General features: G+C 61.1%; 27 protein-coding genes. 21 read left to right on the top strand and 6 right to left on the bottom strand.

The features are described from left to right. Positions 1-536: 536 nt before the first annotated feature. Together RGM2987_RS12510 and RGM2987_RS12505 are read right to left on the bottom strand one after the other, a co-directional pair. A complete protein-coding gene (locus RGM2987_RS12510; protein WP_245141442.1) occupies positions 537-917 on the bottom strand; it encodes a Rho termination factor N-terminal domain-containing protein in 381 nt (126 codons plus the stop codon). A 32-nt stretch (positions 918-949) separates the two neighbouring features. Continuing rightward, positions 950-1,288 carry a hypothetical protein gene (locus tag RGM2987_RS12505; RefSeq protein WP_245141439.1) on the bottom strand — a complete coding sequence of 113 codons (339 nt, stop codon included), beginning with the start codon at positions 1,286-1,288 and terminating at the stop codon, positions 950-952. 188 nt (positions 1,289-1,476) lie between these two features. Here RGM2987_RS12505 and RGM2987_RS12500 point away from each other — a divergent pair, with 188 nt between their 5' ends. Further along, on the top strand, positions 1,477-1,959 hold the full coding sequence (locus RGM2987_RS12500) for a GNAT family N-acetyltransferase (RefSeq protein WP_053150223.1): 483 nt from the start codon (positions 1,477-1,479) through the stop codon (positions 1,957-1,959). A 5-nt stretch (positions 1,960-1,964) separates the two neighbouring features. On the opposite strand, the gene RGM2987_RS12495 is transcribed toward RGM2987_RS12500, so the two are convergent. Further along, positions 1,965-2,597, bottom strand: coding sequence for a glutathione S-transferase (locus RGM2987_RS12495; RefSeq protein WP_245141436.1), 633 nt, complete (start codon positions 2,595-2,597; stop codon positions 1,965-1,967). A gap of 188 nt (positions 2,598-2,785) precedes the next feature. Between RGM2987_RS12495 and RGM2987_RS12490 the strand changes: the two genes are divergently transcribed. The 5 genes from RGM2987_RS12490 (at position 2,786) to RGM2987_RS12470 (ending at position 7,973) form a co-directional block, all read left to right on the top strand. Continuing rightward, the gene (locus tag RGM2987_RS12490; RefSeq protein ID WP_245141434.1) at positions 2,786-3,757 is read left to right on the top strand and encodes a 2-dehydro-3-deoxygalactonokinase; all 972 of its coding nucleotides are present in this window, start codon (positions 2,786-2,788) and stop codon (positions 3,755-3,757) included. A 19-nt stretch (positions 3,758-3,776) separates the two neighbouring features. After that, positions 3,777-4,397 (top strand): 2-dehydro-3-deoxy-6-phosphogalactonate aldolase, encoded by a 621-nt coding sequence (locus RGM2987_RS12485; RefSeq protein WP_245141432.1) that lies wholly within the window; start codon positions 3,777-3,779, stop codon positions 4,395-4,397. 49 nt (positions 4,398-4,446) lie between these two features. Then, positions 4,447-5,595: a galactonate dehydratase gene (gene dgoD / locus RGM2987_RS12480; RefSeq protein WP_245141428.1), complete on the top strand. Its 1,149-nt coding sequence runs from the start codon at positions 4,447-4,449 to the stop codon at positions 5,593-5,595. A gap of 204 nt (positions 5,596-5,799) precedes the next feature. Further along, positions 5,800-7,110: an MFS transporter gene (locus RGM2987_RS12475; RefSeq protein ID WP_245141426.1), complete on the top strand. Its 1,311-nt coding sequence runs from the start codon at positions 5,800-5,802 to the stop codon at positions 7,108-7,110. Between the two features lie 59 nt (positions 7,111-7,169). Beyond that, complete coding sequence (locus tag RGM2987_RS12470) at positions 7,170-7,973, top strand: IclR family transcriptional regulator (protein WP_245141423.1); 804 nt, start codon at positions 7,170-7,172, stop codon at positions 7,971-7,973. A gap of 55 nt (positions 7,974-8,028) precedes the next feature. On the opposite strand, the gene RGM2987_RS12465 is transcribed toward RGM2987_RS12470, so the two are convergent. After that, the gene (locus RGM2987_RS12465; protein ID WP_245141420.1) at positions 8,029-9,081 is read right to left on the bottom strand and encodes an NAD(P)-dependent alcohol dehydrogenase; all 1,053 of its coding nucleotides are present in this window, start codon (positions 9,079-9,081) and stop codon (positions 8,029-8,031) included. 179 nt (positions 9,082-9,260) lie between these two features. Between RGM2987_RS12465 and RGM2987_RS12460 the strand changes: the two genes are divergently transcribed. After that, entirely contained in the window at positions 9,261-10,151 is an 891-nt protein-coding gene (locus RGM2987_RS12460; RefSeq protein ID WP_245141418.1) for an AraC family transcriptional regulator, read from the top strand. Positions 10,152-10,335: 184 nt separating this feature from the next. Here the strand turns inward: RGM2987_RS12460 and RGM2987_RS12455 are convergent, their stop codons facing one another. After that, positions 10,336-12,000: an electron transfer flavoprotein-ubiquinone oxidoreductase gene (locus tag RGM2987_RS12455; protein WP_245141415.1), complete on the bottom strand. Its 1,665-nt coding sequence runs from the start codon at positions 11,998-12,000 to the stop codon at positions 10,336-10,338. Positions 12,001-12,544: 544 nt separating this feature from the next. On the opposite strand from RGM2987_RS12455, the gene RGM2987_RS12450 reads away from it, so the two are divergent. From RGM2987_RS12450 to RGM2987_RS12385, 14 genes are all read left to right on the top strand, one after another. Then, positions 12,545-13,294 carry an electron transfer flavoprotein subunit beta/FixA family protein gene (locus RGM2987_RS12450; RefSeq protein ID WP_007908338.1) on the top strand — a complete coding sequence of 250 codons (750 nt, stop codon included), beginning with the start codon at positions 12,545-12,547 and terminating at the stop codon, positions 13,292-13,294. Positions 13,295-13,296: 2 nt separating this feature from the next. Then, a complete protein-coding gene (locus tag RGM2987_RS12445) occupies positions 13,297-14,226 on the top strand; it encodes an FAD-binding protein (RefSeq protein WP_245141413.1) in 930 nt (309 codons plus the stop codon). Between the two features lie 91 nt (positions 14,227-14,317). After that, complete coding sequence (locus RGM2987_RS12440) at positions 14,318-15,142, top strand: transporter substrate-binding domain-containing protein (RefSeq protein ID WP_245141411.1); 825 nt, start codon at positions 14,318-14,320, stop codon at positions 15,140-15,142. Positions 15,143-15,151: 9 nt separating this feature from the next. Continuing rightward, positions 15,152-15,511 carry a DUF4398 domain-containing protein gene (locus RGM2987_RS12435; RefSeq protein ID WP_042732091.1) on the top strand — a complete coding sequence of 120 codons (360 nt, stop codon included), beginning with the start codon at positions 15,152-15,154 and terminating at the stop codon, positions 15,509-15,511. Beyond that, positions 15,508-16,317: an OmpA family protein gene (locus RGM2987_RS12430; protein ID WP_245141408.1), complete on the top strand. Its 810-nt coding sequence runs from the start codon at positions 15,508-15,510 to the stop codon at positions 16,315-16,317. The genes RGM2987_RS12435 and RGM2987_RS12430 overlap by 4 nt, the downstream gene beginning before the upstream one ends. A gap of 197 nt (positions 16,318-16,514) precedes the next feature. Then, on the top strand, positions 16,515-17,957 hold the full coding sequence (locus RGM2987_RS12425; RefSeq protein ID WP_245141405.1) for a PLP-dependent aminotransferase family protein: 1,443 nt from the start codon (positions 16,515-16,517) through the stop codon (positions 17,955-17,957). A gap of 85 nt (positions 17,958-18,042) precedes the next feature. Beyond that, positions 18,043-18,516 carry a translation initiation factor 2 gene (locus RGM2987_RS12420; protein WP_245141445.1) on the top strand — a complete coding sequence of 158 codons (474 nt, stop codon included), beginning with the start codon at positions 18,043-18,045 and terminating at the stop codon, positions 18,514-18,516. Between the two features lie 147 nt (positions 18,517-18,663). After that, entirely contained in the window at positions 18,664-18,918 is a 255-nt protein-coding gene (locus RGM2987_RS12415) for a YkgJ family cysteine cluster protein (protein ID WP_245141403.1), read from the top strand. 52 nt (positions 18,919-18,970) lie between these two features. After that, positions 18,971-19,579, top strand: a complete 609-nt coding sequence (locus RGM2987_RS12410; RefSeq protein ID WP_245141401.1) for an START domain-containing protein — start codon at positions 18,971-18,973, stop codon at positions 19,577-19,579. A gap of 138 nt (positions 19,580-19,717) precedes the next feature. Further along, entirely contained in the window at positions 19,718-19,954 is a 237-nt protein-coding gene (locus RGM2987_RS12405; protein ID WP_245141398.1) for a hypothetical protein, read from the top strand. A gap of 204 nt (positions 19,955-20,158) precedes the next feature. Further along, positions 20,159-20,500 carry a ribonuclease E inhibitor RraB gene (locus RGM2987_RS12400; protein WP_003179463.1) on the top strand — a complete coding sequence of 114 codons (342 nt, stop codon included), beginning with the start codon at positions 20,159-20,161 and terminating at the stop codon, positions 20,498-20,500. Between the two features lie 311 nt (positions 20,501-20,811). Beyond that, positions 20,812-22,221: a circularly permuted type 2 ATP-grasp protein gene (locus tag RGM2987_RS12395; RefSeq protein ID WP_245141395.1), complete on the top strand. Its 1,410-nt coding sequence runs from the start codon at positions 20,812-20,814 to the stop codon at positions 22,219-22,221. A 12-nt stretch (positions 22,222-22,233) separates the two neighbouring features. Next, positions 22,234-23,184, top strand: coding sequence for an alpha-E domain-containing protein (locus RGM2987_RS12390; protein WP_245141392.1), 951 nt, complete (start codon positions 22,234-22,236; stop codon positions 23,182-23,184). Next, positions 23,181-23,984: a transglutaminase family protein gene (locus RGM2987_RS12385; protein ID WP_245141390.1), complete on the top strand. Its 804-nt coding sequence runs from the start codon at positions 23,181-23,183 to the stop codon at positions 23,982-23,984. The genes RGM2987_RS12390 and RGM2987_RS12385 overlap by 4 nt, the downstream gene beginning before the upstream one ends. Positions 23,985-24,249: 265 nt before the next feature. Here RGM2987_RS12385 and RGM2987_RS12380 read toward each other — a convergent pair whose 3' ends face one another. Beyond that, a complete protein-coding gene (locus tag RGM2987_RS12380; protein ID WP_245141388.1) occupies positions 24,250-25,062 on the bottom strand; it encodes a cytochrome c in 813 nt (270 codons plus the stop codon). Between the last annotated feature and the right edge of the window lie 327 nt (positions 25,063-25,389).

Below are 25,389 nucleotides of genomic sequence, written 5' to 3'. Positions count from 1 at the left end.
TTTGTCAGCTGACGCACCGCTTTCGCGAGCAAGCCCGCTCCCACAGGTTTTTTGTGCCAGCTACAGGACTGGCGTACACCGCCAATACACTGTGCGGGCTTGCCCGCGAAGGCGGCGGCACATCCGACATCTTTGCTGGCTGACCCACCGCAATCGCGAGCAGGCTCGCTCCCACAGGGTTTTGTGCCAGCTACAGGACTGGCGTACACCGCCAATCCACTGTGGGAGCGGGCTTGCCCGCGAAGGCGGCGGCACATCCGACATCTTTGCTGGCTGACCCACCGCAATCGCGAGCAGGCTCGCTCCCACAGGGTTTTTATGTCGGCTAGAGGACTGGCGTACACCGCCAATCCACTGTGGGAGCGGGCTTGCCCGCGAAGGCGGCGGCACATCCGACATCTTTGCTGGCTGACGCACCGCAATCGCGAGCAGGCTCGCTCCCACAGGGTTTTTATGTCGGCTAGAGGACTGGCGTACACCGCCAATCCATTGTGGGAGTGAGCCTGCTCGCGATTGCGTCCTTCCAAACGTCGACGTCACCCAGCCTTGCGCAGCGCCTCGACCAGTTCCTGCTTACGCATTTTCGAACGCCCGGGAATGTTCTTCGCTCGGGCTTCCTTCATGAGGTTATCCACAGTCTGGGCCCCATGGGACGCCTTGCTGCTGCGCGGATGACCTTCGCGGGTCTTGGCCGCGCGCCGGGCTGATTCCTTGCGATCGGTTTTCTTCTCGGCAGCCGGTTTTGCCTTCCCCGAGCCGCCGGAGCGTTCGCCGCCGCCGGACTGCTTGTTCACCGTCGCCCAAGCCCGCGCCTCGGCCTCGTCCTTTGACGCACCTTTGTCTTCGTAACTCTCTTCGATGTGCTCGGCCTTGCGCTTTTGCTCGGCGGCGTATTTGTCTTTGCTTCCACGAGGCATGGGACTTTCCTCCTCAGGTGTGTGAGCAGAGGCTATTGGCTGGCGCCACCTTCGGAACCCGAACCACCGGTGGTGGTTTTCGAGCCCACGCCGGTCTCGGCGTTATCGGGGGCGGTGGAGTCCGGAGTGGTCACGCCCTGGCGACCCGTGTCATTGCCTTGCACCCGCGGATCGGTGCCGGTAGCAGGCGGCTGCCCGTTGTTCAGCGTGCCGCCGGTGCCGTCAGTGTTCAGCTTGGGCAAGCCTTGGGTGGCTGGCGAGTTGGGCGCCTGCACCGGGTCGGTCGGGCCGGTGCCCGAGGTGGTTGCCGCCAAAGCCACTGAAGACAGCAGCGTGGCAAGAGTGAATGCAGTCAGCCTTGAAGTGATCATGGTGTCGCCTCCATTTTTCAGAATGCTTGCCTGATCTTGGGCCTTGTTCGCCTGGCGTTGGTGCCTCGGGGGCGACGAGCGGTGCTTTTGAGGGAATGGGCAGACACCCTCATCAATCTGAATTGAAATGTGACGAGCGCCCGTTCGCGGCTTAGTATGGCGCTTTCAATTGGCTACAAGGCCTGTTCATGTCGATCGAGATCCGTCCTGCGCAACCCAGCGATGCGCCGCAAATCCTTGCCTTTATCACCGAGCTGGCGGACTACGAGAAGGCCCGTCACGAAGTCATCGCCAGTGTGGCGGACATCGAGCGCAGTCTGTTCAGCGAGGGCGCGACCGCCCATGGGCTGATTTGCCTGCGTGACGGTGTGCCGATCGGTTTCGCGGTGTTTTTCTTCAGCTATTCCACTTGGCTGGGCAGCAACTGCCTGTACCTCGAAGACCTGTACATCACGCCCGAGCAACGCGGCGGCGGGGCGGGCAAGACCTTGTTGCGTCACCTGGCGAAGATCGCTTGTGACAACGATTGCGGTCGTTTCGAATGGAGCGTGCTGGACTGGAACACGCCGGCCATCGAATTCTACAAGTCCCTCGGCGCGCAGCCACAGGAAGAGTGGGTGCGCTACCGGATGGATGGCAAGGTGCTGCGGGATTTCGCCCAGGGCAACTGAGGGCCTCAGGAATACGCGGGCCCACCGTATTCGGCAAACCCCGGCCGTTGTTCGAGGCGTTTGCAATAAGCCGCCACGGCCGGGTAGTCAGGACGCTCCATGGGCGTCTGGCGCCAGCGGTGGACGGACAGGCCGATCAGCACATCGGCGAGGGAAAAATCCGCACCGGCCACGTAGGCGCCGGTGCGGCTCAACTGCTGCTCCAGCAAACCCATCTTCTCGTTCCAGCCCTTGACCCCGGCGGCGATGCGCTGCGGATCCTGGCAATCCGGATCCTTGCGCACCAGTGCGTAAAACGGATAACCCCATGACGGGTTGAGTTCGGTGGCCTGCCAATCCATCCACTGTTCGACCCGTGCCCGTGCAGCCGGCTCGGTGGGCAGTAGATCGCTGCGACCGTGTTTGCCTACCAGATAGCGGCAGATGGTGTTCGACTCCCAGAGCACACCGTTCTCGTCAATGATCACCGGCACCTGAGCATTGGGGTTTAGCGCCAGGAACGCCGGATCATGGGTGGAGGCAAAGCCGATGCCCCAGTCTTCGCGCTCGTAGGCGAGGTCCAGTTCCTGGCAGGTCCAAAGGACTTTTCTGACGTTGATCGAGGAAGTGCGACCGAGGATTTTCAGCAGTTGTCCCATTAACGTTTCCTTATGAGTTTCTTGACGTCCGGACAGGCAACTTAGCAGGCCTGCGATGCAATGACGATTAGCTTGCTGATTTTTGTTTTATCCCAATATATGGGAGTTATATTTATATATTGAGATTTTGCCGCGCTCAGGTTTATAGTCCGTTCCACTCACTGCCAAAAACAAAACAGGTGAAGCGGATGCAGGCGCAATTGATTGCGCTCGATTGGGGGACCACCTCATTACGGGCTTACAAACTCGCAGCCGATGGCGAGGTGCTCGAGCAGCGCTCGCTGTCGTCGGGAATCATGCAGTTGCCGTCGGGGCCACGCACCGTGGCCGGTCGGGTCTGTATCGACGGTTTCGAGCTGGCGTTCGATGAGGCCTGCGGCGACTGGCTCGACGCGCAGCCAGGCTTGCCGGTGATTGCCTGCGGCATGGTGGGCAGCGCCCAGGGCTGGCGCGAAGCGCCTTACTGCGACACGCCGGCCAACGTTGCCAATCTCGGTCATTCCCTACAAACCATTCGCAGTCTTCGCGGTGTCGACGTGCACATCGTGCCGGGCGTGATTCAGCGTTCTCGCTTACCCAACGTGATGCGCGGTGAAGAGACTCAGGTGCTCGGCGCCTTGCACAGCCTGCCGGACGAGACCGTGCTGATCGGCCTGCCCGGCAGCCACTCGAAATGGGTAGAAGTGGCCGACGGCTGCATCGTGCATTTCGATACCTTCATGACCGGTGAAATCTTCGCCGTGCTCAGCGATCACAGCATTCTTGGCCGGACCCAGCAGCGGGGCGCGACGTTCGACGGCGAGGCCTTCGACCGCGGTGTACACGTGGCGTTGTCCACAGACGGCGCGATCGGCCCGCTGTCCACAGTGTTCAGCGCCCGCAGCCTTGGCCTGACCGGCGCGCTCGGCGCCGCTGCCCAGGCCGATTACCTTTCCGGCCTGTTGATCGGCCACGAATTGACGGCGCTGGCCGTCGTGCAACGCCAGCGGCGCAACAGCGTCCACTTGCCGACGGTAGTGCTGATCGGCAATTCCCAACTTTGTGCCCGTTATCAACGGGCGCTCGACGCCTGCGGTTTCGCCCGGGTGACCTTGGCCGAACAGGCCACCGAACGCGGGTTATGGCAGCTGGCCCTGGCGGCCGGGCTGCTTGATCGCTGAATTTGACTGGAGGTCTGAAATGCTCACTCAAGCACTGGCGCAAAACGGTCTGGTCGCGATCCTGCGCGGTCTGCGTCCCGAAGAGGCGGCCGCCATCGGCGAAGTCCTTTATAGCGCTGGATTTCGCGTCATCGAAGTACCGCTCAATTCCCCCGAGCCGTACGAAAGTATCCGCATCCTGCGCAGTACCTTGCCCGCCGATTGCCTGATCGGGGCCGGCACCGTGCTCACGCCGGAGCAAGTGGAGCAGGTCAAGGCTGCCGGCGGCCAAGTGATTGTCATGCCCCACAGCGACCCGAAAGTCTTGCGTGCGGCGAAAGCGGCGGGGTTGTACCTGTCGCCGGGTGTCGCCACGCCTACCGAAGCGTTTGCCGCGCTGGCCGAAGGCGCCCATGTATTGAAGATGTTTCCTGCTGAGCAAATGGGCCCGGCAGTGGTCAAGGCCTGGCTGGCGGTGTTGCCGGCCGGGATTGTGCTGGTGCCGGTGGGCGGGATCACACCGGACAACATGGCGGCGTTTATCGAGGCCGGCGTCAAGGGTTTCGGCCTCGGCTCCGGGTTGTTCAAGCCTGGGCTGACCGCCGCTGAAGTGGCGGTGCGCGCCAAAGCCTACGTGGCCGCGTGGAATGCCTTGAACTGAAGATTTTTCCGGCGCTGCAGGCGCTGCATCCGATAAGAGAGACAACAAGATGAAAATCACCAAACTGACCACCTTTATCGTTCCGCCGCGCTGGTGCTTCCTCAAGGTCGAAACCGACGAAGGCGTGACCGGCTGGGGCGAGCCTGTAGTCGAAGGCCGTGCTCACACGGTGGCCGCTGCCGTTGATGAATTGTCCGACTACCTGATCGGCAAAGACCCACGCAACATCGAAGACATCTGGACCGTGCTCTATCGCGGCGGCTTCTATCGCGGTGGCGCGGTGCACATGAGCGCCCTGGCCGGCATCGATCAGGCGTTGTGGGACATCAAGGGCAAGGCTCTTGGCGTGTCGGTCAGCGATTTGCTCGGCGGCCAAGTGCGCGACAAGATCCGCGTGTATTCGTGGATCGGCGGCGACCGCCCGGCCGACACTGCCCGCGCGGCGAAAGAAGCAGTAGGGCGCGGGTTCACTGCGGTGAAAATGAACGGCACCGAAGAGCTGCAATTCCTCGACACCTTCGAGAAGGTCGACCTGGCCCTGGCCAACGTCGCGGCGGTGCGCGATGCAGTGGGACCGAACGTCGGCATTGGCGTGGACTTTCACGGTCGGGTCCACAAACCGATGGCCAAGGTGCTGATGAAGGAACTCGATCCCTTCAAGCTGATGTTTATCGAAGAGCCGGTGCTCAGTGAAAACTACGAAGCCCTCAAGGAGCTGGCGCCGCTGACCAGCACACCGATTGCCTTGGGCGAGCGGCTGTTCTCCCGTTGGGATTTCAAGCGCGTGCTCAGTGAAGGCTACGTGGACATCATCCAGCCGGATGCGTCCCACGCCGGCGGCATCACCGAAACCCGCAAGATCGCCAACATGGCCGAAGCCTACGACGTGGCCCTGGCGCTGCACTGCCCGTTGGGCCCGATTGCCCTGGCGGCCTGCCTGCAACTGGACGCCGCCTGCTACAACGCGTTCATCCAGGAGCAGAGCCTGGGCATCCACTACAACGAGAGCAACGACCTGCTGGACTACATCAAGGATCCGCAGGTGTTCGACTACGACAAAGGCTTCGTGAAGATCCCCAACGGCCCGGGCCTGGGCATCGAAATCAACGAGGAATACGTCATCGAGCGTGCGGCCATCGGACACCGTTGGCGCAACCCGATCTGGCGGCATGCCGATGGCAGTTTTGCCGAGTGGTGATTGCCTAGGCACCCCATTACCCCTGTGGCGAGGGAGCTTGCTCCCGCCCGACTGCGCAGCAGTCGCAGGTTGTTTGTCCATACATCGAAGGGCTGCTGCGCCCGAGGCGTCGGACCGTCCCAGCGGGAGCAAGCTCCCTCGCCACGACTCGGCTTGACTGCTCATTCGTTTCGCCCTCAATAACCATAAAAAGAGGCACCTCACATGCAAGCGCACACCTTGAGCGCGCAGGCGTCGTTGGTGACGCCCAGCCGCAAGCGTTTTTTCATCATGGTCCTGCTGTTCATCACCGTGGTGATCAACTACCTGGACCGCAGTAACCTCTCAATCGCAGCGCCCGCGCTGACTTCTGAACTGGGCATCGACCCAATCCACGTCGGGCTGATTTTCTCGGCGTTCGGCTGGACCTACGCGGCCATGCAGATCCCCGGCGGCTGGCTGGTGGACCGGGTGCCGCCGCGCATCCTGTACAGCGTGGCGCTGCTGTTGTGGTCGGCGGCGACGGTCATGCTCGGTTTCGCTGCCAGCTTCATCGCGCTGTTCATCCTGCGCATGGCAGTCGGGGCGCTGGAAGCCCCGGCGTATCCGATCAATAGCCGCGTGGTCACCACCTGGTTTCCCGAGCGCGAGCGGGCCACGGCCATCGGCTTCTACACCTCCGGGCAATTCGTCGGGCTGGCGTTCCTGACGCCGGTGCTGGCCTGGCTGCAACACGCGTTCGGCTGGCACATGGTGTTCGTGGTGACCGGTGCGGTGGGTATCCTCTGGGCGGTGATCTGGTACGCGGTGTATCGCGAGCCACGGGATTTCAAAGGCGCCAACGCCGCCGAAATCGAACTGATCCGCGCCGGTGGCGGGCTGGTGGATATCCAGGCCGACACGGCCAAGGCCAAGGCGAAATTCAGCTGGACCGACCTGGGCATCGTCCTGACCCAGCGCAAACTGTGGGGTATTTATCTGGGGCAGTTCTGCCTGAATTCCACGTTGTGGTTCTTCCTGACCTGGTTCCCGACCTACCTGGTGAAATACCGTGGCATGGACTTCATCAAGTCCGGTCTGCTGGCATCGCTGCCGTTCCTCGCGGCGTTTATCGGCGTGTTGTGTTCCGGGTTCTTCTCCGACTGGCTGATCCGGCGCGGCAGCAGCGTGGGCTTTGCACGCAAGCTGCCGATCATCGGCGGGTTGCTGATCTCCACTTCGATCATCGGCGCCAACTTTGTCGAATCGACGCCGCTGGTGATTGCATTCCTGGCCCTGGCGTTCTTCGGCAATGGCCTGGCTTCGATCACCTGGTCGCTGGTGTCCACCCTGGCGCCGGCTCGCTTGCTTGGACTGACGGGTGGAGTGTTCAACTTCATTGGTAACCTGGCCGCCATTGCTACGCCGATTGTGATTGGTTTCCTGGCCAACGGTGATTCGTTTGCCCCGGCTATCACCTACATCGCCGTTCTGGCGCTGGTTGGCGCGCTGTCCTACATCCTCCTGGTGGGGAAGGTCGAGCGCATCGAGTTGTAGTCCGACGGGGCGGGCGACCATAATGCCGCCCGTTCCCCGCTCACTGTTGAAGGCCGGATATGCAGCAAGACGATCCAAAAATCACCAAGGACGCGGCACCTACGGGCACGCAGACGTTGCTGCGTGGCCTGGGTGTTGTCCAGGCGGTTGCCAGTGGCGCCCGTGACTTGAAGGAAATCGCCCGGCTGATCGGCACTACTCGCAGCACCACACACCGGCTGGCCAGTTGCCTGGTGGACGAACGTTACCTGCGCGTGGTGCCGCAAGTGGGTTACCTGCTGGGGCCGAAGTTGATCGAGCTGGGTTTCCAGGCGCGGGAAGAGCTGCCGTTGGTGAGCCTGGCGGGGCCGTATCTGGACGAGTTGTCGGCGCTCACCGGGGATACCGTGCACCTGGCGATTCGCGAGGGCGACGAGGTCTTGTACCTGCTGAAGAATCCGGGACGCAATGGCCCGGAAATGCGTTCGCGGGTCGGCCATCGCATGCCGCTGGCGCGCACCGGGATCGGCAAGGCGCTGATGCTCGACGACACCCAGGAGCAATGGCAGCGACTGTACGAAATCAGCCTGCCAGCCGGTGGGAAGAATCAGTTCTGGCCCCAGCATCAGGAACAGTCCTGGGAGCAGTTCCAGCAGCGGATGGTGGAATATGTGGCCGGCGGCTATGCATTCGACCTGGAGGACAACGAGCCGTCGATTCGCTGCGTGGCGGCACCGATTCGTGACGCCGGCAAGCGGATCGTCGCCGGCATCAGCATCGCCAGCACCGTGCCGTACATGCCGCTGGAAAAAATGGCCGAGCTGATTCCTCTGGTCAAAGGGGTCACAGCCCGGCTGTCGGCGGAGTTGGGCGCCAAGGTCTGATTAGTGGCCTGTGTGGCTAATTCGTGTACTCGAATTAACCGTACAGGCCACTGCGTCAGGCCTTGAGCGTGGCCATGTCGATGACGAAGCGGTACTTCACGTCACCGGCGATCATGCGGCTGTAGGCCTCGTTGATCTGACGGATGTCGAGCATCTCGATGTCGCAGCTGATGTTGTGCTCGGCGCAGAAGTCCAGCACTTCCTGGGTTTCGGCGATCCCGCCGATCAACGAGCCCGCCAGGACCCGACGGCCCATGATCAGATTGGCCGCATGCACCGGCGGATCAATTGGCTCGACCAGACCCACCAGAATGTGCACGCCGTCGAAGCGCAGGGTGCTGAGGTAGGGATTGAGGTCGTGCTGCACCGGAATGGTGTCCAGCAGGAAGTGGAAGCGTCCGGCCGCGGCGGCCATCTGCTCGGCGTCGGTGGACACAATCACATGATCGGCACCCTGGCGACGAGCCTCTTCAGCCTTGCTGGCCGAGCGGGTGAACAGCGTGACTTCCGCGCCCATGGCCTTGGCGAACTTGATGCCCATGTGGCCGAGGCCGCCCATGCCCAGCACGCCGACCTTGTCGCCGGCTTTCACGCCGTAGTGCTTGAGGGGCGAGTAGGTGGTGATGCCGGCACAGAGAATCGGCGCGGCGCTGGCCGGGTCGAGTGCGGCGGGGATGCGCAACACGAAGTGCTCATTGACCACGATGCTGTTGGAGTAACCGCCCATGGTATGCCCGCCGCTGATACGGTCCGGGCTGGCGTAGGTCTGGGTCATGCCCTGGTAGCAATATTGCTCCAGATCAGCATGGCATGCTTCGCACTCGCGGCAGGAGTCGACCATGCAGCCAACACCCACCAGGTCGCCGATTTTATAACGGGTGACATTCGCACCAACGGCGGTAACCTTCCCTACGATCTCGTGGCCGGGCATCAGCGGGTAGACAGCGATGCCCCATTCGTTGCGAGCCTGGTGGATATCGGAGTGGCAGACGCCACAGTAGAGAATCTCGATGGCTACGTCGTCGGCCTGCGGGCTGCGGCGTTCGAACTTAATGGGAGCGAGAGGAGCGGTGGGCGATTGGGCGGCGTATCCGATGGCGGTGTACATGATGGACCTCGCTAAGCAGTGAACAGTGAGGCAATCTATTCTGGGAGCCATCGCGGCATCCGGCGATGGCGATTCCTACGGGTGTCATGCCTAATCCTCCGGCCTTGGCCTGGGATTGCTTCTATCTGACGCCAGACCTGCGATGATGTTCCCGTCCCTTTTTCCGTGAAGTTTTTCCCATGTTGCTGACCCGTCATCTCGATGCCAACGCGGCGCTGGTTTCGCTGATCGAACCCCTGGCGACCCGTGACGGTTTTATCCCTACACGCCTGCCGGGCGTGCAAGTGCTGCGGTGTAGCGAGGATATCGCCCGTGGTCCGCAGCTCTACGAGCCGAGCCTGGTGATCATCGCCCAGGGCAGCAAACTGGCGTACCTGGGACCGCGTACGCTGGAGTACGGCGCCGGGCATTATCTGATCCAGGCGCTGCCGGTGCCCTTCGAGTGCGAAACCTACGCCATGCCCGATGCTCCGCTGCTCGGGATTTCCGTGGCGATCGATCGGGCGCTGTTGGGCGAACTGGTGCTGGCGATGGGGTTGATGCCGGGGCGAAGCCTCGCAGCCCAGACGCCGGAATCCATGACCAGCGCCGTGCTCGATGGCGCCATGCGCGGATGCGTCGAACGTCTGTTGCAGTGCTTGCACGACCCGCTGGAATGCCAGGTCATGGGCCAGGCGCGACTGCGTGAGTTGCTCTTCGCTGCCTTGCGCGGGCCCCAGGCCGATGTGCTCCGGGCGCTGGTGGAACAGCACGGGCAGTTCGCCCGGATTGCCGCGGCCCTGAGCCATCTGCACGCGCATTTCACCGAGCCGCTGAACGTCGAGACGCTCGCCAGTTGCGCCAACATGAGCGCTTCGACCTTTCATGAACATTTCAAGCGCAGCACTTTGCTCTCGCCGGTGCAGTACCTCAAGCGCTTGCGTTTGCTCAAGGCTCAGCGGTTGTTGCTCGTCGACGGCATGGGTGTGGCGCAGGTGGCGCATCAGGTGGGGTACCAGAGCTCGTCGCAGTTCAGTCGGGAGTACAAGCGCTACTTCGAGCGCAACCCAGGGGAAGAGCGCGCCGCCTAATGTGTGACAGCCCCTTGTGGGAGCGGGCTTGCTCGCGAAAGCGGCGGCACATTCAATATTGATGCTGCCTGACACACCGCCTTCGCGAGCAAGCTCGCTCCCACATTTTGCACGGTGGAGTTCTTTAAATCGCAGGCAACAAAAAGGCCCCCATTGCGGGAGCCTCTTTTTTCAGCGAATCGGCTTACATGTTCGGGTAAGTCGGCCCACCGGCGCCTTCCGGCGTTACCCAGGTGATGTTCTGCGCCGGATCCTTGATGTCACAGGTCTTGCAGTGAACACAGTTCTGGGCGTTGATCTGGAAGCGCTTCTCACCGTCCTCCTTCGTCACCACTTCGTAAACGCCGGCCGGGCAGTAGCGTTGGGCCGGTTCGTCGTAGAGCGGCAGGTTCTTGCCGATCGGGATGCTCGGGTCGGTCAGCTTCAGGTGGCAGGGCTGTTCTTCTTCGTGGTTGGTGCCGGAGATGAACACCGAGCTGAGTTTGTCGAAGCTGAGCTTGCCGTCGGGTTTCGGGTAGTCGATCTTCTTGCAGTCGGCTGCCAGCTTCAGGCACGCATAGTCGGGCTTGTTGTCGTGCAGGGTGAACGGCAGCTTGCCGCCGAAGATGTTCTGGTCGAGCCAGTTGAAGCCGCCACCGATGATCGCGCCGTACTTGTGGATCGCCGCGCCGAAGTTGCGGCTGGCGAACAGCTCTTCATAGAGCCAGCTGGCCTTGAACGCGTCGACGTAGCTGGTCAGCTCGTCGGTGCCCTCGGAGCCGGCGAACAGCGCGTCGGCTACGGCATCGGCGGCGAGCATGCCGGACTTCATCGCGGTGTGGCTGCCCTTGATCTTGGCGAAGTTCAGGGTGCCGAGGTCGCAACCGATCAGCGCGCCGCCCTTGAACACCATCTTCGGCAGCGAGTTCAGGCCACCCTTGCAAATGGCGCGGGCGCCGTAGCTGACGCGCTTGCCGCCTTCCAGGTATTGCTTGAGCACCGGGTGGTGCTTGAGGCGCTGGAACTCGTCGAACGGCGACAGGTAGGTGTTGCTGTAGGACAGGTCGACGATCAGGCCGACCACCACCTGGTTGTTTTCCAGGTGATAGAGGAACGAGCCGCCGGTGTTCTCGGTGCCCATGATGTCCAGCGGCCAACCGGCGGTGTGGACCACCAGGCCCGGTTGATGCTTGGCCGGGTCGATTTCCCAGATTTCCTTCAGGCCGATGCCGTAGTGCTGGGCGTCGGCTTCGCTGTCCAGGTTGAAGCGCTTGATCAGTTGCTTGCCGATGTGGCCGCGGCAGCCTTCGGCGAACAGCGTGTACTTGGCGCGCAGTTCCATGCCGGGGGTGTAGAGGCCTTCTTTCGGGTGGCCTTCGCGGTCGACACCCAGGTCGCCGGTGATGATCCCGCGCACCACGCCGTTCTCGTCGAACAACGCTTCCTGGGCGGCGAAGCCGGGGTAGATTTCCACGCCCAGGTTCTCGGCCTGTTGGGCCAGCCAGCGGCACAGGTTGCCCAGGGAAATAATATAGTTGCCTTCGTTGTGCATGGTCTTGGGCACGAAGAAGTCAGGGATTTTGCTCGCGGTCTCGGCGTTTTTCAGGACATAAATGTCATCGCGCTTGACCGGGGTATTCAGCGGTGCGCCAAGTTCCTTCCAGTCGGGGAACAGTTCGTTCAGGGCACGGGGTTCGAACACCGCGCCGGAGAGAATGTGCGCACCGACCTCGGAGCCTTTTTCGACCACGCAGACGCTGATTTCGTTACCGGCTTCGGCGGCCTTCTGTTTCAGTCGGCAAGCGGCAGACAAACCAGCGGGGCCGGCACCGACGATGACCACGTCGAATTCCATGTATTCGCGTTCCACAGGCTATCTCCTACTCAAGGCTCACGATTTTTCTAATTGGAGGTTTGGCGTTGCATCCGTTGCTTCCTTCACGAAGCGGGCGAAAGCGACAATGGATGACACGCGGGTCTCTCTTGGCGGCGCATTATATCTACACCACTCTCAGGGTCCAATACAAACGTTTGTTTGAAATTGCCGCAGCCCAGATAAATCACTGACGTACGGCTTATGACTGACCATTTTGCCGTATTGACCGGAATAGGTGTTCCGGTCAAGATACGGGCGGTTTTGCGCTCGCCGTAGGCTGACTGTTGGTTTCAAGAGCACCTCTAAAGACAGGGCGAAGGCAGCACAAAGTGACGTAATGCGTGGTTTGGACGCGCAGTTTACACGCCGCGATAATGAATGACTCATCGGTCATCACTGACGAATGGTCTTCACTCCCGTGAGCAGGGTCATGTGTGGTTCATGCCGGCGTTTTTAGAGGTGCCCTTGCGCCCCATGAGCATCAACCGCCAGGTTCGCCTAGGCGACTTTCTTTTCACCGGAGAGTAACGAGGAATCCATGAAGGTTCTTGTAGCTGTCAAACGAGTGGTCGACTATAACGTCAAGGTTCGCGTCAAGGCGGACAACTCCGGCGTCGACCTCGCCAACGTCAAGATGTCGATGAACCCTTTCTGCGAAATCGCCGTAGAAGAAGCCGTACGCCTGAAAGAAAAAGGCGTGGCGACTGAGATCGTCGTCGTCTCCATCGGCCCGACCACCGCCCAGGAACAACTGCGCACCGCGCTGGCACTGGGTGCCGATCGCGCCATCCTCGTCGAATCCGCCGAAGACCTGACTTCCCTGGCGGTGGCCAAGCTGCTCAAGGCCGTCGTCGACAAGGAACAGCCTCAGCTGGTGATCCTTGGCAAGCAAGCCATCGACAGCGACAACAACCAGACCGGCCAGATGCTCGCTGCATTGAGCGGCTACGGTCAGGGCACGTTTGCCTCGAAAGTCGAAGTCAGCGGCGACAGCGTTGCCGTGACCCGCGAAATCGACGGCGGCGCGCAGACTGTCTCGCTGAAGCTGCCAGCCATCGTCACCACCGACCTGCGTTTGAACGAGCCGCGCTACGCGTCCCTGCCGAACATCATGAAAGCCAAGAAGAAGCCGCTTGAAGTGCTGACTCCTGATGCTTTGGGCGTTTCCACCGCCTCCACCAACAAGACCCTGAAAGTCGAAGCACCGGCTGCACGCAGCGCGGGCATCAAGGTCAAGTCGGTGGCTGAATTGGTCGAGAAACTGAAAAACGAAGCGAAGGTAATCTGAACATGACTATCTTGGTAATCGCTGAACACGACAACAAGGCCGTGGCCCCGGCCACGCTGAACACTGTTGCCGCCGCGGCCAAAATCGGCGGCGACGTTCACATCCTGGTTGCAGGCGCAGGCGTGGGTGCCGTGGCTGAAGCCGCTGCAAAAATCGCTGGCGTGGCCAAAGTGCTGTCGGCCGACAACGCCGCCTATGCGCATCAGTTGCCGGAAAACGTTGCACCGCTGGTGGCCGAGCTTGGCAAGGGCTACAGCCACATCCTGGCTGCCGCGACTTCCAACGGCAAGAATATCTTGCCGCGCGTGGCAGCTGCCCTGGATGTCGACCAGATCTCCGAGATCATCTCGGTAGAAAGCGCCGACACCTTCAAGCGTCCGATCTACGCTGGTAACGCCATTGCCACCGTGCAATCGACCGCTTCGGTCAAGGTCATCACCGTCCGCGCCACCGGTTTCGACCCGGTTGCCGCTGAAGGTGGTTCGGCTGCCGTGGAAGCTGTGGGCGCTGCTCACGACGCGGGTATCTCCAGCTTCGTCAACGAAGAACTGGCCAAGTCCGATCGTCCTGAACTGACCGCTGCCAAGATCGTCGTTTCCGGCGGTCGTGGCATGCAGAACGGCGATAACTTCAAGCACCTGTACGCCCTGGCCGACAAGCTGGGCGCCGCCGTCGGCGCTTCCCGCGCCGCAGTGGACGCAGGTTTCGTACCCAACGACATGCAGGTCGGCCAGACCGGCAAGATCGTTGCGCCACAGCTGTACATCGCCGTCGGTATCTCCGGCGCGATCCAGCACCTGGCCGGCATGAAAGACTCCAAGGTGATCGTTGCGATCAACAAGGACGAAGAAGCGCCGATCTTCCAGGTGGCCGATTATGGCCTGGTGGCGGATCTGTTCGAAGCGGTCCCTGAGTTGGAGAAGCTGGTCTAATCCGGCGTCTTCACTTATAAAGAGCCCGGCCTTTAGGCCGGGTTTTTTATTTCTGCACCACGGATATTTATCGCAAGGGGGGCGTATGGCCATGGATCTTCGCCGTTTGGCCGGTTGGTCATTGTTCTGGGTTTTGGCCGTTGTGCCAGGCCTGGCCGCCGCTGCCGGCAAATGTGAACGCCTGATCGCCACCGGCAGCCCGGACGCACCGCCGTACCTCTGGCAAGATCCCCAGGATCCCAAGCACCTGATTGGCGCTGGCGCCGATCTGCTGGAGAAAGTGGCAGGGGAGTTAGGGATCAAGATCGAACTGCTTTACGCCGGCAAGCGTGCCCAGGCCCTGGATGAAGTGCGCAGCGGGCGCATGGACCTGCTCACCGACGCGCCATTGACCAGCGCGGGTCTTGAGGCCCTGGACTACGTTCATCCGCCGCTGCTGGAAAATGATTACCTGGTCTGGACCCGCAAGGGTTCGACGCTGGTCATCAACCGACCCGAGGACCTTCACGGACATCCCGGCGCCTTGTCGGAAAAGTCTCGTATGACAGCAGAATTCGGCGTTTTTGCGGAGCAGCAATTGTCCCTTACCCGCACGCCCAACCTTACCCAGGCCTTTCAGAAATTGCTGCTGGGGGAGGTGGAATATGTCCTGGCCGGGCGCTATTCGGGCCTGGCGATGGCGCAAACGCTGGGGATGGCCAACGACCTGCAAGCCGCACCGCAACCGGTGGATAAACCGGGGCTGTTCCTCGCGGTTTCCCATAACTCCGCCTGCAATGACCCATGGTTACGCGGACAGCTGGCGCAAAAGATGACAGAATTGGCCGCGTCCGGCCTGACGGAGGCTGTGTTGCAGCGCAATCTGGAGCGTTGGAGAACACAGTTGCAGCCACCCGTCAGTGCCCCAAAACAGTAGGGAACATTAGTGACTATTCGACCTCTTTTCGCTGCCCTGGCCGTTCTGGCTCTGGCGGGCTGCGCAGCCGATCCGGCGCCGAATGAACAGATCCGCCTGACCGAACAGGCGCTGGAACAAGCCCGGGCCGTGGGCGCCAATGCCGACGAAGTGCCTGAATTGAAACTGGCCGAGGAAAAATTTGCGCGGGCCAAATCGAACATGGCTGACGAATCCTACAAAAAGGCCCGCATGCGCGCCGAACAGGCCGAGCTGGATGCACGCCTGGCGGAAGCCAAAGTGCTGACGCTCAAGAGCCAAGAGCAACTGAACGTGCTCGATACCCGTATCAAGCGCCTGCGCAAACAGCTGCGGGAGGATGCCCAATGAAGCACTCCCATGTACTGGGCGGCCTGGTCCTCGTTGGATTGAGCGGTTTGTATGGCTGCGCCGGCCAGCGTAGCGAAGCGGCGCTGGAGCAGGCCAGCGCAAGCTTCCAGAAGGTCAAGGAAGACGCCAATGTCTTGCGTGCCGCGCCCAAGGACGTGATTCGTGCCGGCGAATCCCTGGCCCGTGCCGATCGCTTGTCCACGTACTGGGGCAGCGGTGAGGATGTGCAGCACTACGCCTACCTGAGCCAGCGCTACAGTGAGATCGCCCGAGAGCACAGCAACCAGGTGCTCAACGAAGAGCGTGCGGCGAAGCTGGAGCTGGAGCGCCAGCGCTTGCAATTGGCCCTGCGTGAATCCAAATTGCTGAGCGTGCAGCAACAGGGCAAGTGGCTCGAAGAACAGATCATGGCGATGGCCACCACCCAGACCGATCGGGGTTTGGTGATGACCCTCGGCGACGTCCTGTTCGATACCGGCGAAGCCGAGTTGAAGAACTCGGCCAATCGGGTCGTGCTCAAGATCGTCCAGTTCCTGCAGCTCAATCCCAAGCGCGTCGTGCGCATCGAGGGCTACACCGACAGCACCGGCGGAAAGCAGGAAAACCTCAAACTGTCCCGCGACCGTGCTCAGGCGGTGGCGGATGTATTGGTGGACCTGGGGATTGACGAAAAGCGCATCCACGTCGAAGGCTACGGTGACGAATATCCGGTAGACGTCAACGCTAGCGAGCGTGGTCGGGCACAAAACCGCCGGGTTGAAATCGTGTTCTCCGACGAAAAAGGCCAGCTCGGCGCGGCCCGCTGAGGGGTGCGTCACTGGAAAACCCGGCCCTTTGAACGGCGCCGGGTTTTTTTTCGAACTGGCGTTGGACAATGGGTACAGTTGGGGCTGTCACTGCACTGTACGGTCGAGTAATCTGGCAACTGTCCCAGTACACTTCTAAACTGTTCCGGTATCGTTTCCGACAAGAATAATATGCCCGTGAAATCGAGTGCTGCGTCATGACCAACCTCCTGCTCTATCAACGTATTGCACAACAGCTGGCTGAAGATATCCGGCGCGGTGTGTATCAGCCCGGCGAACGCGTGCCTTCGGTGCGCAAGATGAGTTCGCAGCTCAACGTCAGCCATGCCACGGTGTTGCAGGCCTATGCGAACCTTGAAGACCAGGGGCTGATTCGCGCACGACCGCAATCGGGCTACTACGTGCACCAGACACCGGCCCTCACGGCGCCGACACCGGACATCGCACGGGTCGAGCGCCCGGGGCTGGTGACGCGCAGCAGCATCATTCAGCAGGTACTGGTCGAGTCGCGGCGCGAAGGGGTGTTCCCCCTGGGAGCGGCGGTGCCGAGCGTTGACTATCTGCCGGTGCGGGCATTGCATCAGCAGTTGGCCAAGGTCACTCGTTTCCACAGCCCTCGGGCATTCAGCTACATGTTCAGTCCGGGCTTCGAGCCGTTGCGGCGCCAGGTGGCGATTCGCATGCGCGATGCCGGCGTGGTGGTGGACCCTTCCGAAGTGGTGATCACCCACGGCTGCGTCGACGCCCTGCAAATGTCCCTGCGCGTGCTGACCCGGCCCGGAGACCTGATCGCCGCCGAGTCACCGACTTATTACGGCTTGCTGCAACTGGCGGATCTGCTGGGCCTGAAGGTCATCGAGATCCCCAGCGACCCGGTCACCGGTATGAGCCTTGAGGCGCTGCAGCTTGCAGCCAACCAATGGTCGATCAAGGCGTTGGTACTGACCACGCGCCTGAGTAATCCCCTTGGCGGCACCATGCCGGAAGAGCGGCAGAAGCAATTGCTGCGCCTGGCTTCGGACTTCGACATACAGATCGTCGAGGATGATATTTATGGCGAGTTGATGTTTGAGCAGGGGCGCACCAAGGCCCTCAAGGCCTATGACCGGTTGGACCGGGTCATCTACTGTTCGAGCTTTTCCAAGACCTTGTCGCCGGGTGTGCGCATCGGCTGGATGATCGCCGGCAAATTCCAGCAGGAAATCCAGCGGCTCCAGACCTTCAGCACGCACTCGGCATGCAGCGTCACCCAGATGGGCATTGCGGCGTACCTGGAAAACGGCGGCTATGACCGGCATCTGCGCTATATCCGCCAGGAATACCGCAAGAACCTCAGTGCTTTCCAGTTGGCGGTGCAGCAGTACTTCCCTGAAGGCACGCAGATGAGTCGTCCCACCGGAGGCTTCATCCTGTGGGTGAGCCTGCCGGGGCGGGTCAATACCCAGGAGCTGCACGTGCGGGCATTGCAGCAGGGCATCAGCATCGCGCCCGGGCTGATTTTCAGTAATACCGAGCAGTTCAACCACTGTATCCGCTTGAACTGCGGCACGCCCTGGAACCGCGAGGCAGAGCGGGCGCTGATGACACTGGGGTTACTGGCCACTCAGTTGTGCCAGGAGACGGCCAACGGAATTTTTTAAGAATCAGAGGCTTAGCCCCAGGTGCTTGTCAGCGCCTCATTATCAGGCGAGCATGGGCATCTCTGTCATGACTGCCGTTGTATTTATGAAAGCCATTGCTCCCGCCGCCTGGGTTTTGATCGGTTTATTGACTGCCTTCCATTGCGCAGGTGTCTCGGCCGCTGCAGCGCAGGAAAAACCGACCGCCAGCGCCACGAAGGAGGCGCCGAAAAAAGCGACAACGGCCAAAAAGACGCCCGCTAAGAAAACCGCCCCCGCGAAGAAAAAACGCGCCCCCATTGCCTCCAAGAGTAAATCCGCCCACGAGGTCGCCAAGACCCCGTTGCCCCCGGCCAAGCTGGACTTGAGCCTGCCCCACGATATGGTCGAGGAGCTTGAGCCGCCGGGTAAAGTGCCCTTGCCCAAGCGTGAACCCCTGTTACCGTCCATGTTCGGCCAGAAGCCCGGGCCATTCCAGCTCAACGGTCGGCTGCTGAGCAACGAGATGCAGCTGCCCCTGCGCAATCAGGAGCGCAACGAGGTGGAAGGGGCGGCGCTGGATTTCGAGTTCAAGCAGTAAAGCTTCAGCATGGATGCAGCTCGTCGCTGACTGTTCGGTCACCGGGCCTCAAGCGAAAAAACACCCGGGCGGTAATTTAAAACGAGTGTTTTAGCCGTTACTCTGTGTCCCGTTACTAATCGTACCTGTCGTGAGGATGTCGTCGTCATGAAATGCCGTGAAGGCTGTGGCGCCTGCTGCATCGCCCCTTCCATCAGCTCGCCCATCCCCGGGATGCCCCAAGGCAAGCCGGCGGGAGAACGTTGCGTACAGTTGTCGGTCGATAACTTGTGCCGGATTTTCGGCCAGCCGGAGCGTCCGGCGGTGTGCTCGGCATTCGAGGCCGACTTTGAGGTCTGCGGCAGCAGCAGTGAGGAGGCTATCCGATTGATCGGCTGGTGGGAGCAAGTCACGGCGGCATGATGGTCAATGACCGCAATTGAAATGATCGAACTTGGACAATAAGGAAAAAATTATGGGTTCGCTGCATCGTATGGCTGTGTTGTGTGGGTTGACCGTGCTATTGGCGACGGCCACCGCCCAGGCAGAGGACTGGCAGGTCGCGAAGGAGAAGGACGGTATCAAGGTATCCCTCACTGAAGTGCCCGGCTCCAAGTACAAGGCTTACCGTGGCGTGACGGTCATGAAGACCACCATGGAAAAGCTGCGGGCATTGCAAGAAGACGTGCCTGGCGCCTGTGCCTGGATTCATGAGTGCAAGAGCCAGAAGCTGCTCAAGCACGAAGGCGACAAGAGCTGGACCTACACTCAATTCAACACACCCTGGCCGGTCACCTCCCGGGACTCGGTGCTGGAAGTCACCACCGAACAGGGCGCCGATGGCAGCCTGACCCGCCACCTCAAGGGCGTACCGACCTACCTGCCGGAGGAGAAGGGATTCGTGCGGGTGACCCAGGTTGACGGTTTCTGGAAGTTCGCGCCCAAGGGGGCGGACCAGATCGAAGTGACCTACCAAGTCCATACCGAGCCCGGTGGCGATGTACCGTCCTGGCTGGCTAACAAGTTCGTCGTGGATGCCCCGTTCAACACCCTGAAAGAGCTGAAGGAACGTGCCGAAAAATAAACGGCCAAGTCAGTATCCGAGACCGCCCGCGAGGCGGTCTTTTCATGTGTGCCGTCCGCCAACCCGGCGGAACGAATAATCAGCCCTCAATGTCGAGATAAGGGTAAGCCAGGCCCTGAATTGATCAAGGAGACACCGATGCAGAAGTGGGAAATCACTTTCGTGGATGATCACGGCGAAGCCATCGCCGAGCAATTCGACTATGACCAGGAGCCCACGATGGAGCAGGCGGCACAATTGATTCGTGAAAGGCTCCTGCCGGTGCCCGCCAAACTGGATCTCAATGACCTGGAGGGTCGGACCGAAGAGCCGACAGTCAAGAATCTCAAGGCCCAGCACAGCATCGAGATCATCAGCATTACACCGATTTCATGAAAACCTTGGCTGGCCTCGCTTGGCAGCAGCGATCACTTGCGGCTACTCTGCAGTTGAGATCAGCGAAGAGGATCGCCAAGGTCCGGTCTTGTCAGCTACATGCTTGTGTCCCGACGGTCATTTGATGCCGTATCGCGTGCAGCCCACCGGTTGCCTGCCCGGGAAGAAGGAAAGTCTATCCATTGGGTTTTAGGAGGACGTTTCATGAGCACAGCCTATCAAGAAGACATCAGCACCAGCGTGTTGCGCCGCATGAAAGAAGGCGGGTTCGATTTTTCCAGATTCCATCCCATCGAGTTCTACGCCATTTTCCCGGACGAGGAGCGGGCGCGCAGGGCGGCAGGGCATTTCCGGGGAGAATCGCTGAATGCGCAAATCAGTGCACGGGACGACGGGGCCTGGTCGCTGGAACTGAGCCGGGTGATGTACGCCACCTACGACGACATAGGAGACTTTGAGCAAGACTTTGAAGCCGTCGTCGAACCCCTGGGTGGCGTCATTGAAGGTTGGGGTGTCAAGCAAGAGATCCGGCGCCTGCAGGCCTGACGTTCACCTTCGCCACACCGCAACGGCTGACCCTCGGGTCGGCCGTTTTCATACATGCCAGATATACCCCGCAAGCCCCCAGCTTTTGTAGCTAACTGTATCCAAATCCGCCTGGGTCGTTTTTCCGTGACTATGCTCAGGGAAGCGACTCCCCTGCGTCGCAATGAAGCGGGGGCGGCGGAGTGGGGCATTGGCTGCACAACAAGGGTGCGTAGCCGATCAGTAGAAAAACCAACCCGTTGATCATAAAGCGTTTATGCCGATGGCACGGGCCTTGCGACGGCTGCTGCCAGGGTGACAAGGAGTACGGCATGATCCGCACGGGTTTTGATGAAATGTACGATGCCAACGGCCAGGTCCGTCCGCATTACCGAGCCTTTGCCCGTTGGTTGGCGGAGACGCCCGACGAGCTCCTGGCCCAACGCAGGCGCGAAGCCGACCTGTTGTTTCACCGCGCCGGCATTACCTTCACGCTCTACGGGGACGAACAGGGCACAGAGCGCCTGATCCCGTTCGATACGATCCCGCGTAGCATCCCTGCCAGCGAATGGCGGGTGGTCGAGCGCGGCTGCATCCAGCGGGTCAAGGCGCTGAACATGTTCCTGGCCGACCTCTACCACGAACAACGGATCATCCGCGCCGGGGTCATTCCGGCGGAGCAGGTGCTGGTCAACGAGCAATACCAGCTGGCGATGCAGGGGCTGGATCTGCACCGGGACGTCTACGCGCACATTTGTGGGGTCGACCTGGTGCGCGATGGCGATGGCACGTACTACGTGCTCGAAGACAATCTTCGTACCCCCAGCGGCGTCAGCTACATGCTCGAAGACCGCAAGATGATGATGCGCCTGTTTCCCGAGTTGTTCGCCGCCCAGCGCATCGCGCCGATCGACCACTATCCGAACCTGCTGCTCGACACCCTGAGAAGCGCCAGCCCGCTGGATGACCCCAGCGTCGTGGTGCTCACCCCCGGGCGCTTCAACAGCGCGTTCTTCGAGCACGCCTTCCTGGCTCGTGAAATGGGCGTGGAACTGGTAGAGGGGGCCGACCTGTTCGTGCGCGATGACAAGGTGTTCATGCGCACCACCGACGGGCCAAAAGCAGTGGATGTGATCTACCGTCGCCTGGACGACGCCTTCCTCGATCCACTGGCCTTCAATCCGCAGTCGATGCTCGGGGTGCCGGGGCTCCTGGCGTCCTACCGCTCCGGCAACGTGGTGCTCGCCAATGCCATCGGTACCGGCGTGGCGGACGATAAGTCGGTGTATCCGTTTGTCACCGACATGATCCGTTTCTACCTGGACGAAGAGCCAATCCTGAAAAACGTCCCGACATGGCAGTGTCGCAACCCCTCTGAACTTTCCCACGTGCTGGCGAATCTTCCGAGTCTGGTGGTCAAGGAAACCCAGGGCTCCGGCGGCTACGGCATGCTGGTGGGGCCTGCCGCGACGACAGCGCAGATCGATGCCTTCCGCGAGCGGATCAAGGCCAAGCCACACGCCTATATTGCCCAGCCGACGCTGTCACTTTCGACATGCCCGACTTTTGTCGAGAGCGGCATTGCCCCGCGCCATATCGACTTGCGCCCGTTTGTGCTGGCGGGCCGGGAAACCCGAGTGGTGCCCGGCGGCCTGACCCGCGTGGCGTTGCGCGAAGGCTCGTTGGTGGTCAACTCCTCCCAAGGTGGCGGCACCAAGGATACGTGGGTGGTCGAGGATTGAAGGAAACAAGCGATGCTGAGTAGAACCGCCTCTGACCTGTACTGGATGTCGCGTTACCTGGAACGCGCGGAAAACCTCGCTCGCATGCTCGACATCAGCTATTCGCTATCGCTGATGCCTCAGGATGGGCGTGGCGACGGTCTGCACGAACTGGCGATGCCACTGCTGATTACCGGCACGCTGGAAGACTACCGTGAACGACACGGCGACTTGCACGCCGAGCGACTGCTGCAGTTCTTTGCCCTGGAAGCCGCGAACCCGGCCAGCATCTACAGTTGCCTTGGCGCGGCGCGAGCCAGTGCCCACGCGGTGCGCGGGCGAATCACCGCCGACATGTGGGAAAACATCAATGCCACCTGGCTGGAAATCCGCGACATTGCCGAGCAGGGCTTGAATCGCTACGGCATGAGCCGTTTCTGCGAGTGGATCAAGGAACGCTCGCACCTGTTCCGAGGCGCCACCTACGGCACCATCATGCGCAACGACGCATTTAGGTTCATTCGCCTGGGCACTTTCATCGAAAGAGCCGACAACACCCTGCGCCTGCTCGACGCCCGTTACGAAATGGCCGGTGACCAGGCCGACGCCGTCAGCGACGGCACGGCCCATGCGTATTACCAGTGGAGCGCCTTGCTGCGAGCCTTGTCATCCTTCGAGGCCTACACCGAGATCTACCGTGACGCCCCAGGTGCTCGCCATGTGGCTGAGCTGCTGCTGTTGCGCGCTGACGTGCCGCGCTCGCTGCGCGCCTGTACCGAAGAAATCGACCAGATCCTCGCGAGCCTGCCGGGCACCAATGGCCGGCAGGCCCAACGCCTGGCGGCGGAAATGGACGCACGCCTGCGCTACACCGGTATCAACGAAATACTCGACGGTGGCCTGCACGCCTGGCTCACCGAATTCATCCCACTGGTCCGCGAACTGGGCAATGCCATTCACAGTTCCTACCTGGAGGTCATATGAGACTCTCGATCAGCCATGAAACGGCCTACCACTATGAAGACCAGGTTCGCGCGAGCATCCAGTACCTGCGCCTGACACCCCACGACAGCGAACGCCAGCACGTGCTGAGCTGGCAACTCGATTTGCCAAGGCCGGTGCGGGCGCAACTGGATCCGTTCGGCAATATCCTGCATGTACTGACGTTGGACGAGCCCCATGAGACGGTCATCATCGGCGCCCGGGGACGGGTGGACATTGATCCGTCCCGGGAAGCCGAGCATGAAAGCCAGTCGGCGCTGCCGTTCCTGCGCTTTACCCATCTGACCGAGGCAGACGAGGCCCTTCGGGCCTTCGCCAACCAGCAATGCAGGCAGCGTTGTGACCGCACGGCACTGATCGACCTGATGCATGGGCTCAACCAGCACATGGTCTATACCCCCGGCGCCACCGACGTCGAGACCAGCGCCGCCCAGGCTTTTGCCGGCCGTCGCGGGATCTGTCAGGACCATACCCACGCATTCCTGGCCTGCGCCCGCAGCCTGGGAGTGCCGGCGCGCTACGTGTCGGGCTATTTGTTCAGTGAGCAGAGCGAGCACCTGGCCAGCCACGCCTGGGCTGAAGCCTGGCTCGGTGACGCCTGGTACAGCTTCGACGTGACCAACCAACTGGCCCGTCCGGAGCGCCACCTGAAACTGGCCGTCGGCCTGGATTACCTTGACGCCTGCCCGGTGCGTGGCATGCGCCGCGGCGGTGGTGGTGAGCAGATGCACGCCAAAGTGGTCGAGACACCGGCTCCGGTGATCAAGGTGCAGCAGCAATAATCTCCTGAACAGGGCGCTTATGTGGCGAGGGAGCCTGCTCCCGCTCGACCGGGCTGGCGCTTCAGGGCCGAAGCACTTGCAAGGTTTCAAGGGGCTGCTGCGCAGCCCAGCGGGAGCAAGCTCTTATAGAACAAAATTTATCTCATTGATTTTAAAGATAAATTATTTGCCGATTTATCGGCATGTTCTCTGCGCGACAGCGCAGCCTCATCGCAGGCTGCGGGATCTCCCTCGCCACAAAAAGCACGGGCCACAACCAGCACGGTCATTGCCCCAACGGCTGCTTGCGCCCCGCCATATGTTTCAAGTACCCCACCAGCAGATCCAGCTCGGCATCTGGCAGCACGGCTTCCGAGAAACCTGGCATCTTGCCTTGGGGCCAGTGGCGCAGGCCTTGCGGATCACGAATATAACGCTTGAGGAAGTCACCGGAGAAATACTCGGTGGGATTGAACGGTACGTTCAAGTCGGGGCCGAACTGCGCGTCGCCAGCGCCATTGAGCCGATGGCAGGCCAGGCAGTTTTTCTGAAACAGTGCGAAGCCTTTGTTGACCGGGTCGTCCTTCGCCATGTTAGGAGCCGGCAATAGGGCAGGGAAGCGTTCTGCCACCGCAGACAAGCGCTTGATGCTCGCCACGGCGTAGGGCCATTGTTCCGGGCTGATATGCCCTGCCTGAGGATCGGTCCAGACCAGATAGAACGGCCCGGCGCTTTGCTTGCCTTCACCGAGGGACGGCCAGGGCTTGGCCGGGTCCTCGATTGCCAGCCAGGCACGGGCGCCGCTTTTGTTGAGCAGCGGCGCAGCGGGCATCTCGGCGGCGAAGCCGTCCAGCGCAACGGCTTGCAGGTGTTCGTTCGGCTGGACGCCCGCCAGCAGTGCCGTCAGCGGCACGGCGCGATAGGTCATCGGCTTCTTGTAGGAAACGTCATCAGCGATCCGGACCGTTCGGGCTTCAGGATGTTTGAGCAGTTCCTCGGTTTGCCAGGTACGCGTATTCGCGCCCAGCTCCATTACCAGCTGTGCGGCAGACAAGGGCGCGCTGAGCAGCAGCGCCCCGAACACAATGAGAGCTTTCAAGTAGTTTGCCTTCCATGTCTTGGGAGTGCCGCAAAGGTTGGCACAGCCACCTCGGCTCGAACAGCAGACCCGTTACATTTTTGAAGGCACCCTTTCAGTGCTGGCGCCCGCGCGCAGTTTTCAGCCGATCACTTTGGGAATATTCGGCAAAATCAACAGCAGCGTCGTGGCGAAGAGAATGAGTCCGGCTTGGCGAACTTTCGAATGTTTGAACATGGCTGACCCGCCTTTATTGTTATTTCCTGAGGCCAGCCTGCATATCCGTGATGGCTGGCGTTGCACTTCCTGTTCGACAAGCGCCTCGGCAAAACCCGACGACTTTTCTTG

This window comes from Pseudomonas sp. RGM2987 (assembly GCF_022952855.1).
In the GTDB taxonomy this organism is placed as follows: Bacteria; Pseudomonadota; Gammaproteobacteria; order Pseudomonadales; family Pseudomonadaceae; genus Aquipseudomonas.
The sequence above is the reverse complement of the archived record's forward strand: the minus strand, read 5'-3'. Positions and strand labels throughout refer to the sequence as shown.

Coding starts and splice junctions, on each gene's coding strand:
- RGM2987_RS12510 (WP_245141442.1), bottom strand. CDS start 917: ATGCCTCGTGGAAGCAAAGACAAATACGCCGCCGAGCAAAAGCGCAAG.
- RGM2987_RS12505 (WP_245141439.1), bottom strand. CDS start 1,288: ATGATCACTTCAAGGCTGACTGCATTCACTCTTGCCACGCTGCTGTCT.
- RGM2987_RS12500 (WP_053150223.1), top strand. CDS start 1,477: ATGTCGATCGAGATCCGTCCTGCGCAACCCAGCGATGCGCCGCAAATC.
- RGM2987_RS12495 (WP_245141436.1), bottom strand. CDS start 2,597: ATGGGACAACTGCTGAAAATCCTCGGTCGCACTTCCTCGATCAACGTC.
- RGM2987_RS12490 (WP_245141434.1), top strand. CDS start 2,786: ATGCAGGCGCAATTGATTGCGCTCGATTGGGGGACCACCTCATTACGG.
- RGM2987_RS12485 (WP_245141432.1), top strand. CDS start 3,777: ATGCTCACTCAAGCACTGGCGCAAAACGGTCTGGTCGCGATCCTGCGC.
- dgoD (WP_245141428.1), top strand. CDS start 4,447: ATGAAAATCACCAAACTGACCACCTTTATCGTTCCGCCGCGCTGGTGC.
- RGM2987_RS12475 (WP_245141426.1), top strand. CDS start 5,800: ATGCAAGCGCACACCTTGAGCGCGCAGGCGTCGTTGGTGACGCCCAGC.
- RGM2987_RS12470 (WP_245141423.1), top strand. CDS start 7,170: ATGCAGCAAGACGATCCAAAAATCACCAAGGACGCGGCACCTACGGGC.
- RGM2987_RS12465 (WP_245141420.1), bottom strand. CDS start 9,081: ATGTACACCGCCATCGGATACGCCGCCCAATCGCCCACCGCTCCTCTC.
- RGM2987_RS12460 (WP_245141418.1), top strand. CDS start 9,261: ATGTTGCTGACCCGTCATCTCGATGCCAACGCGGCGCTGGTTTCGCTG.
- RGM2987_RS12450 (WP_007908338.1), top strand. CDS start 12,545: ATGAAGGTTCTTGTAGCTGTCAAACGAGTGGTCGACTATAACGTCAAG.
- RGM2987_RS12445 (WP_245141413.1), top strand. CDS start 13,297: ATGACTATCTTGGTAATCGCTGAACACGACAACAAGGCCGTGGCCCCG.
- RGM2987_RS12440 (WP_245141411.1), top strand. CDS start 14,318: ATGGATCTTCGCCGTTTGGCCGGTTGGTCATTGTTCTGGGTTTTGGCC.
- RGM2987_RS12430 (WP_245141408.1), top strand. CDS start 15,508: ATGAAGCACTCCCATGTACTGGGCGGCCTGGTCCTCGTTGGATTGAGC.
- RGM2987_RS12425 (WP_245141405.1), top strand. CDS start 16,515: ATGACCAACCTCCTGCTCTATCAACGTATTGCACAACAGCTGGCTGAA.
- RGM2987_RS12420 (WP_245141445.1), top strand. CDS start 18,043: ATGAAAGCCATTGCTCCCGCCGCCTGGGTTTTGATCGGTTTATTGACT.
- RGM2987_RS12415 (WP_245141403.1), top strand. CDS start 18,664: ATGAAATGCCGTGAAGGCTGTGGCGCCTGCTGCATCGCCCCTTCCATC.
- RGM2987_RS12410 (WP_245141401.1), top strand. CDS start 18,971: ATGGGTTCGCTGCATCGTATGGCTGTGTTGTGTGGGTTGACCGTGCTA.
- RGM2987_RS12405 (WP_245141398.1), top strand. CDS start 19,718: ATGCAGAAGTGGGAAATCACTTTCGTGGATGATCACGGCGAAGCCATC.
- RGM2987_RS12400 (WP_003179463.1), top strand. CDS start 20,159: ATGAGCACAGCCTATCAAGAAGACATCAGCACCAGCGTGTTGCGCCGC.
- RGM2987_RS12395 (WP_245141395.1), top strand. CDS start 20,812: ATGATCCGCACGGGTTTTGATGAAATGTACGATGCCAACGGCCAGGTC.
- RGM2987_RS12390 (WP_245141392.1), top strand. CDS start 22,234: ATGCTGAGTAGAACCGCCTCTGACCTGTACTGGATGTCGCGTTACCTG.
- RGM2987_RS12385 (WP_245141390.1), top strand. CDS start 23,181: ATGAGACTCTCGATCAGCCATGAAACGGCCTACCACTATGAAGACCAG.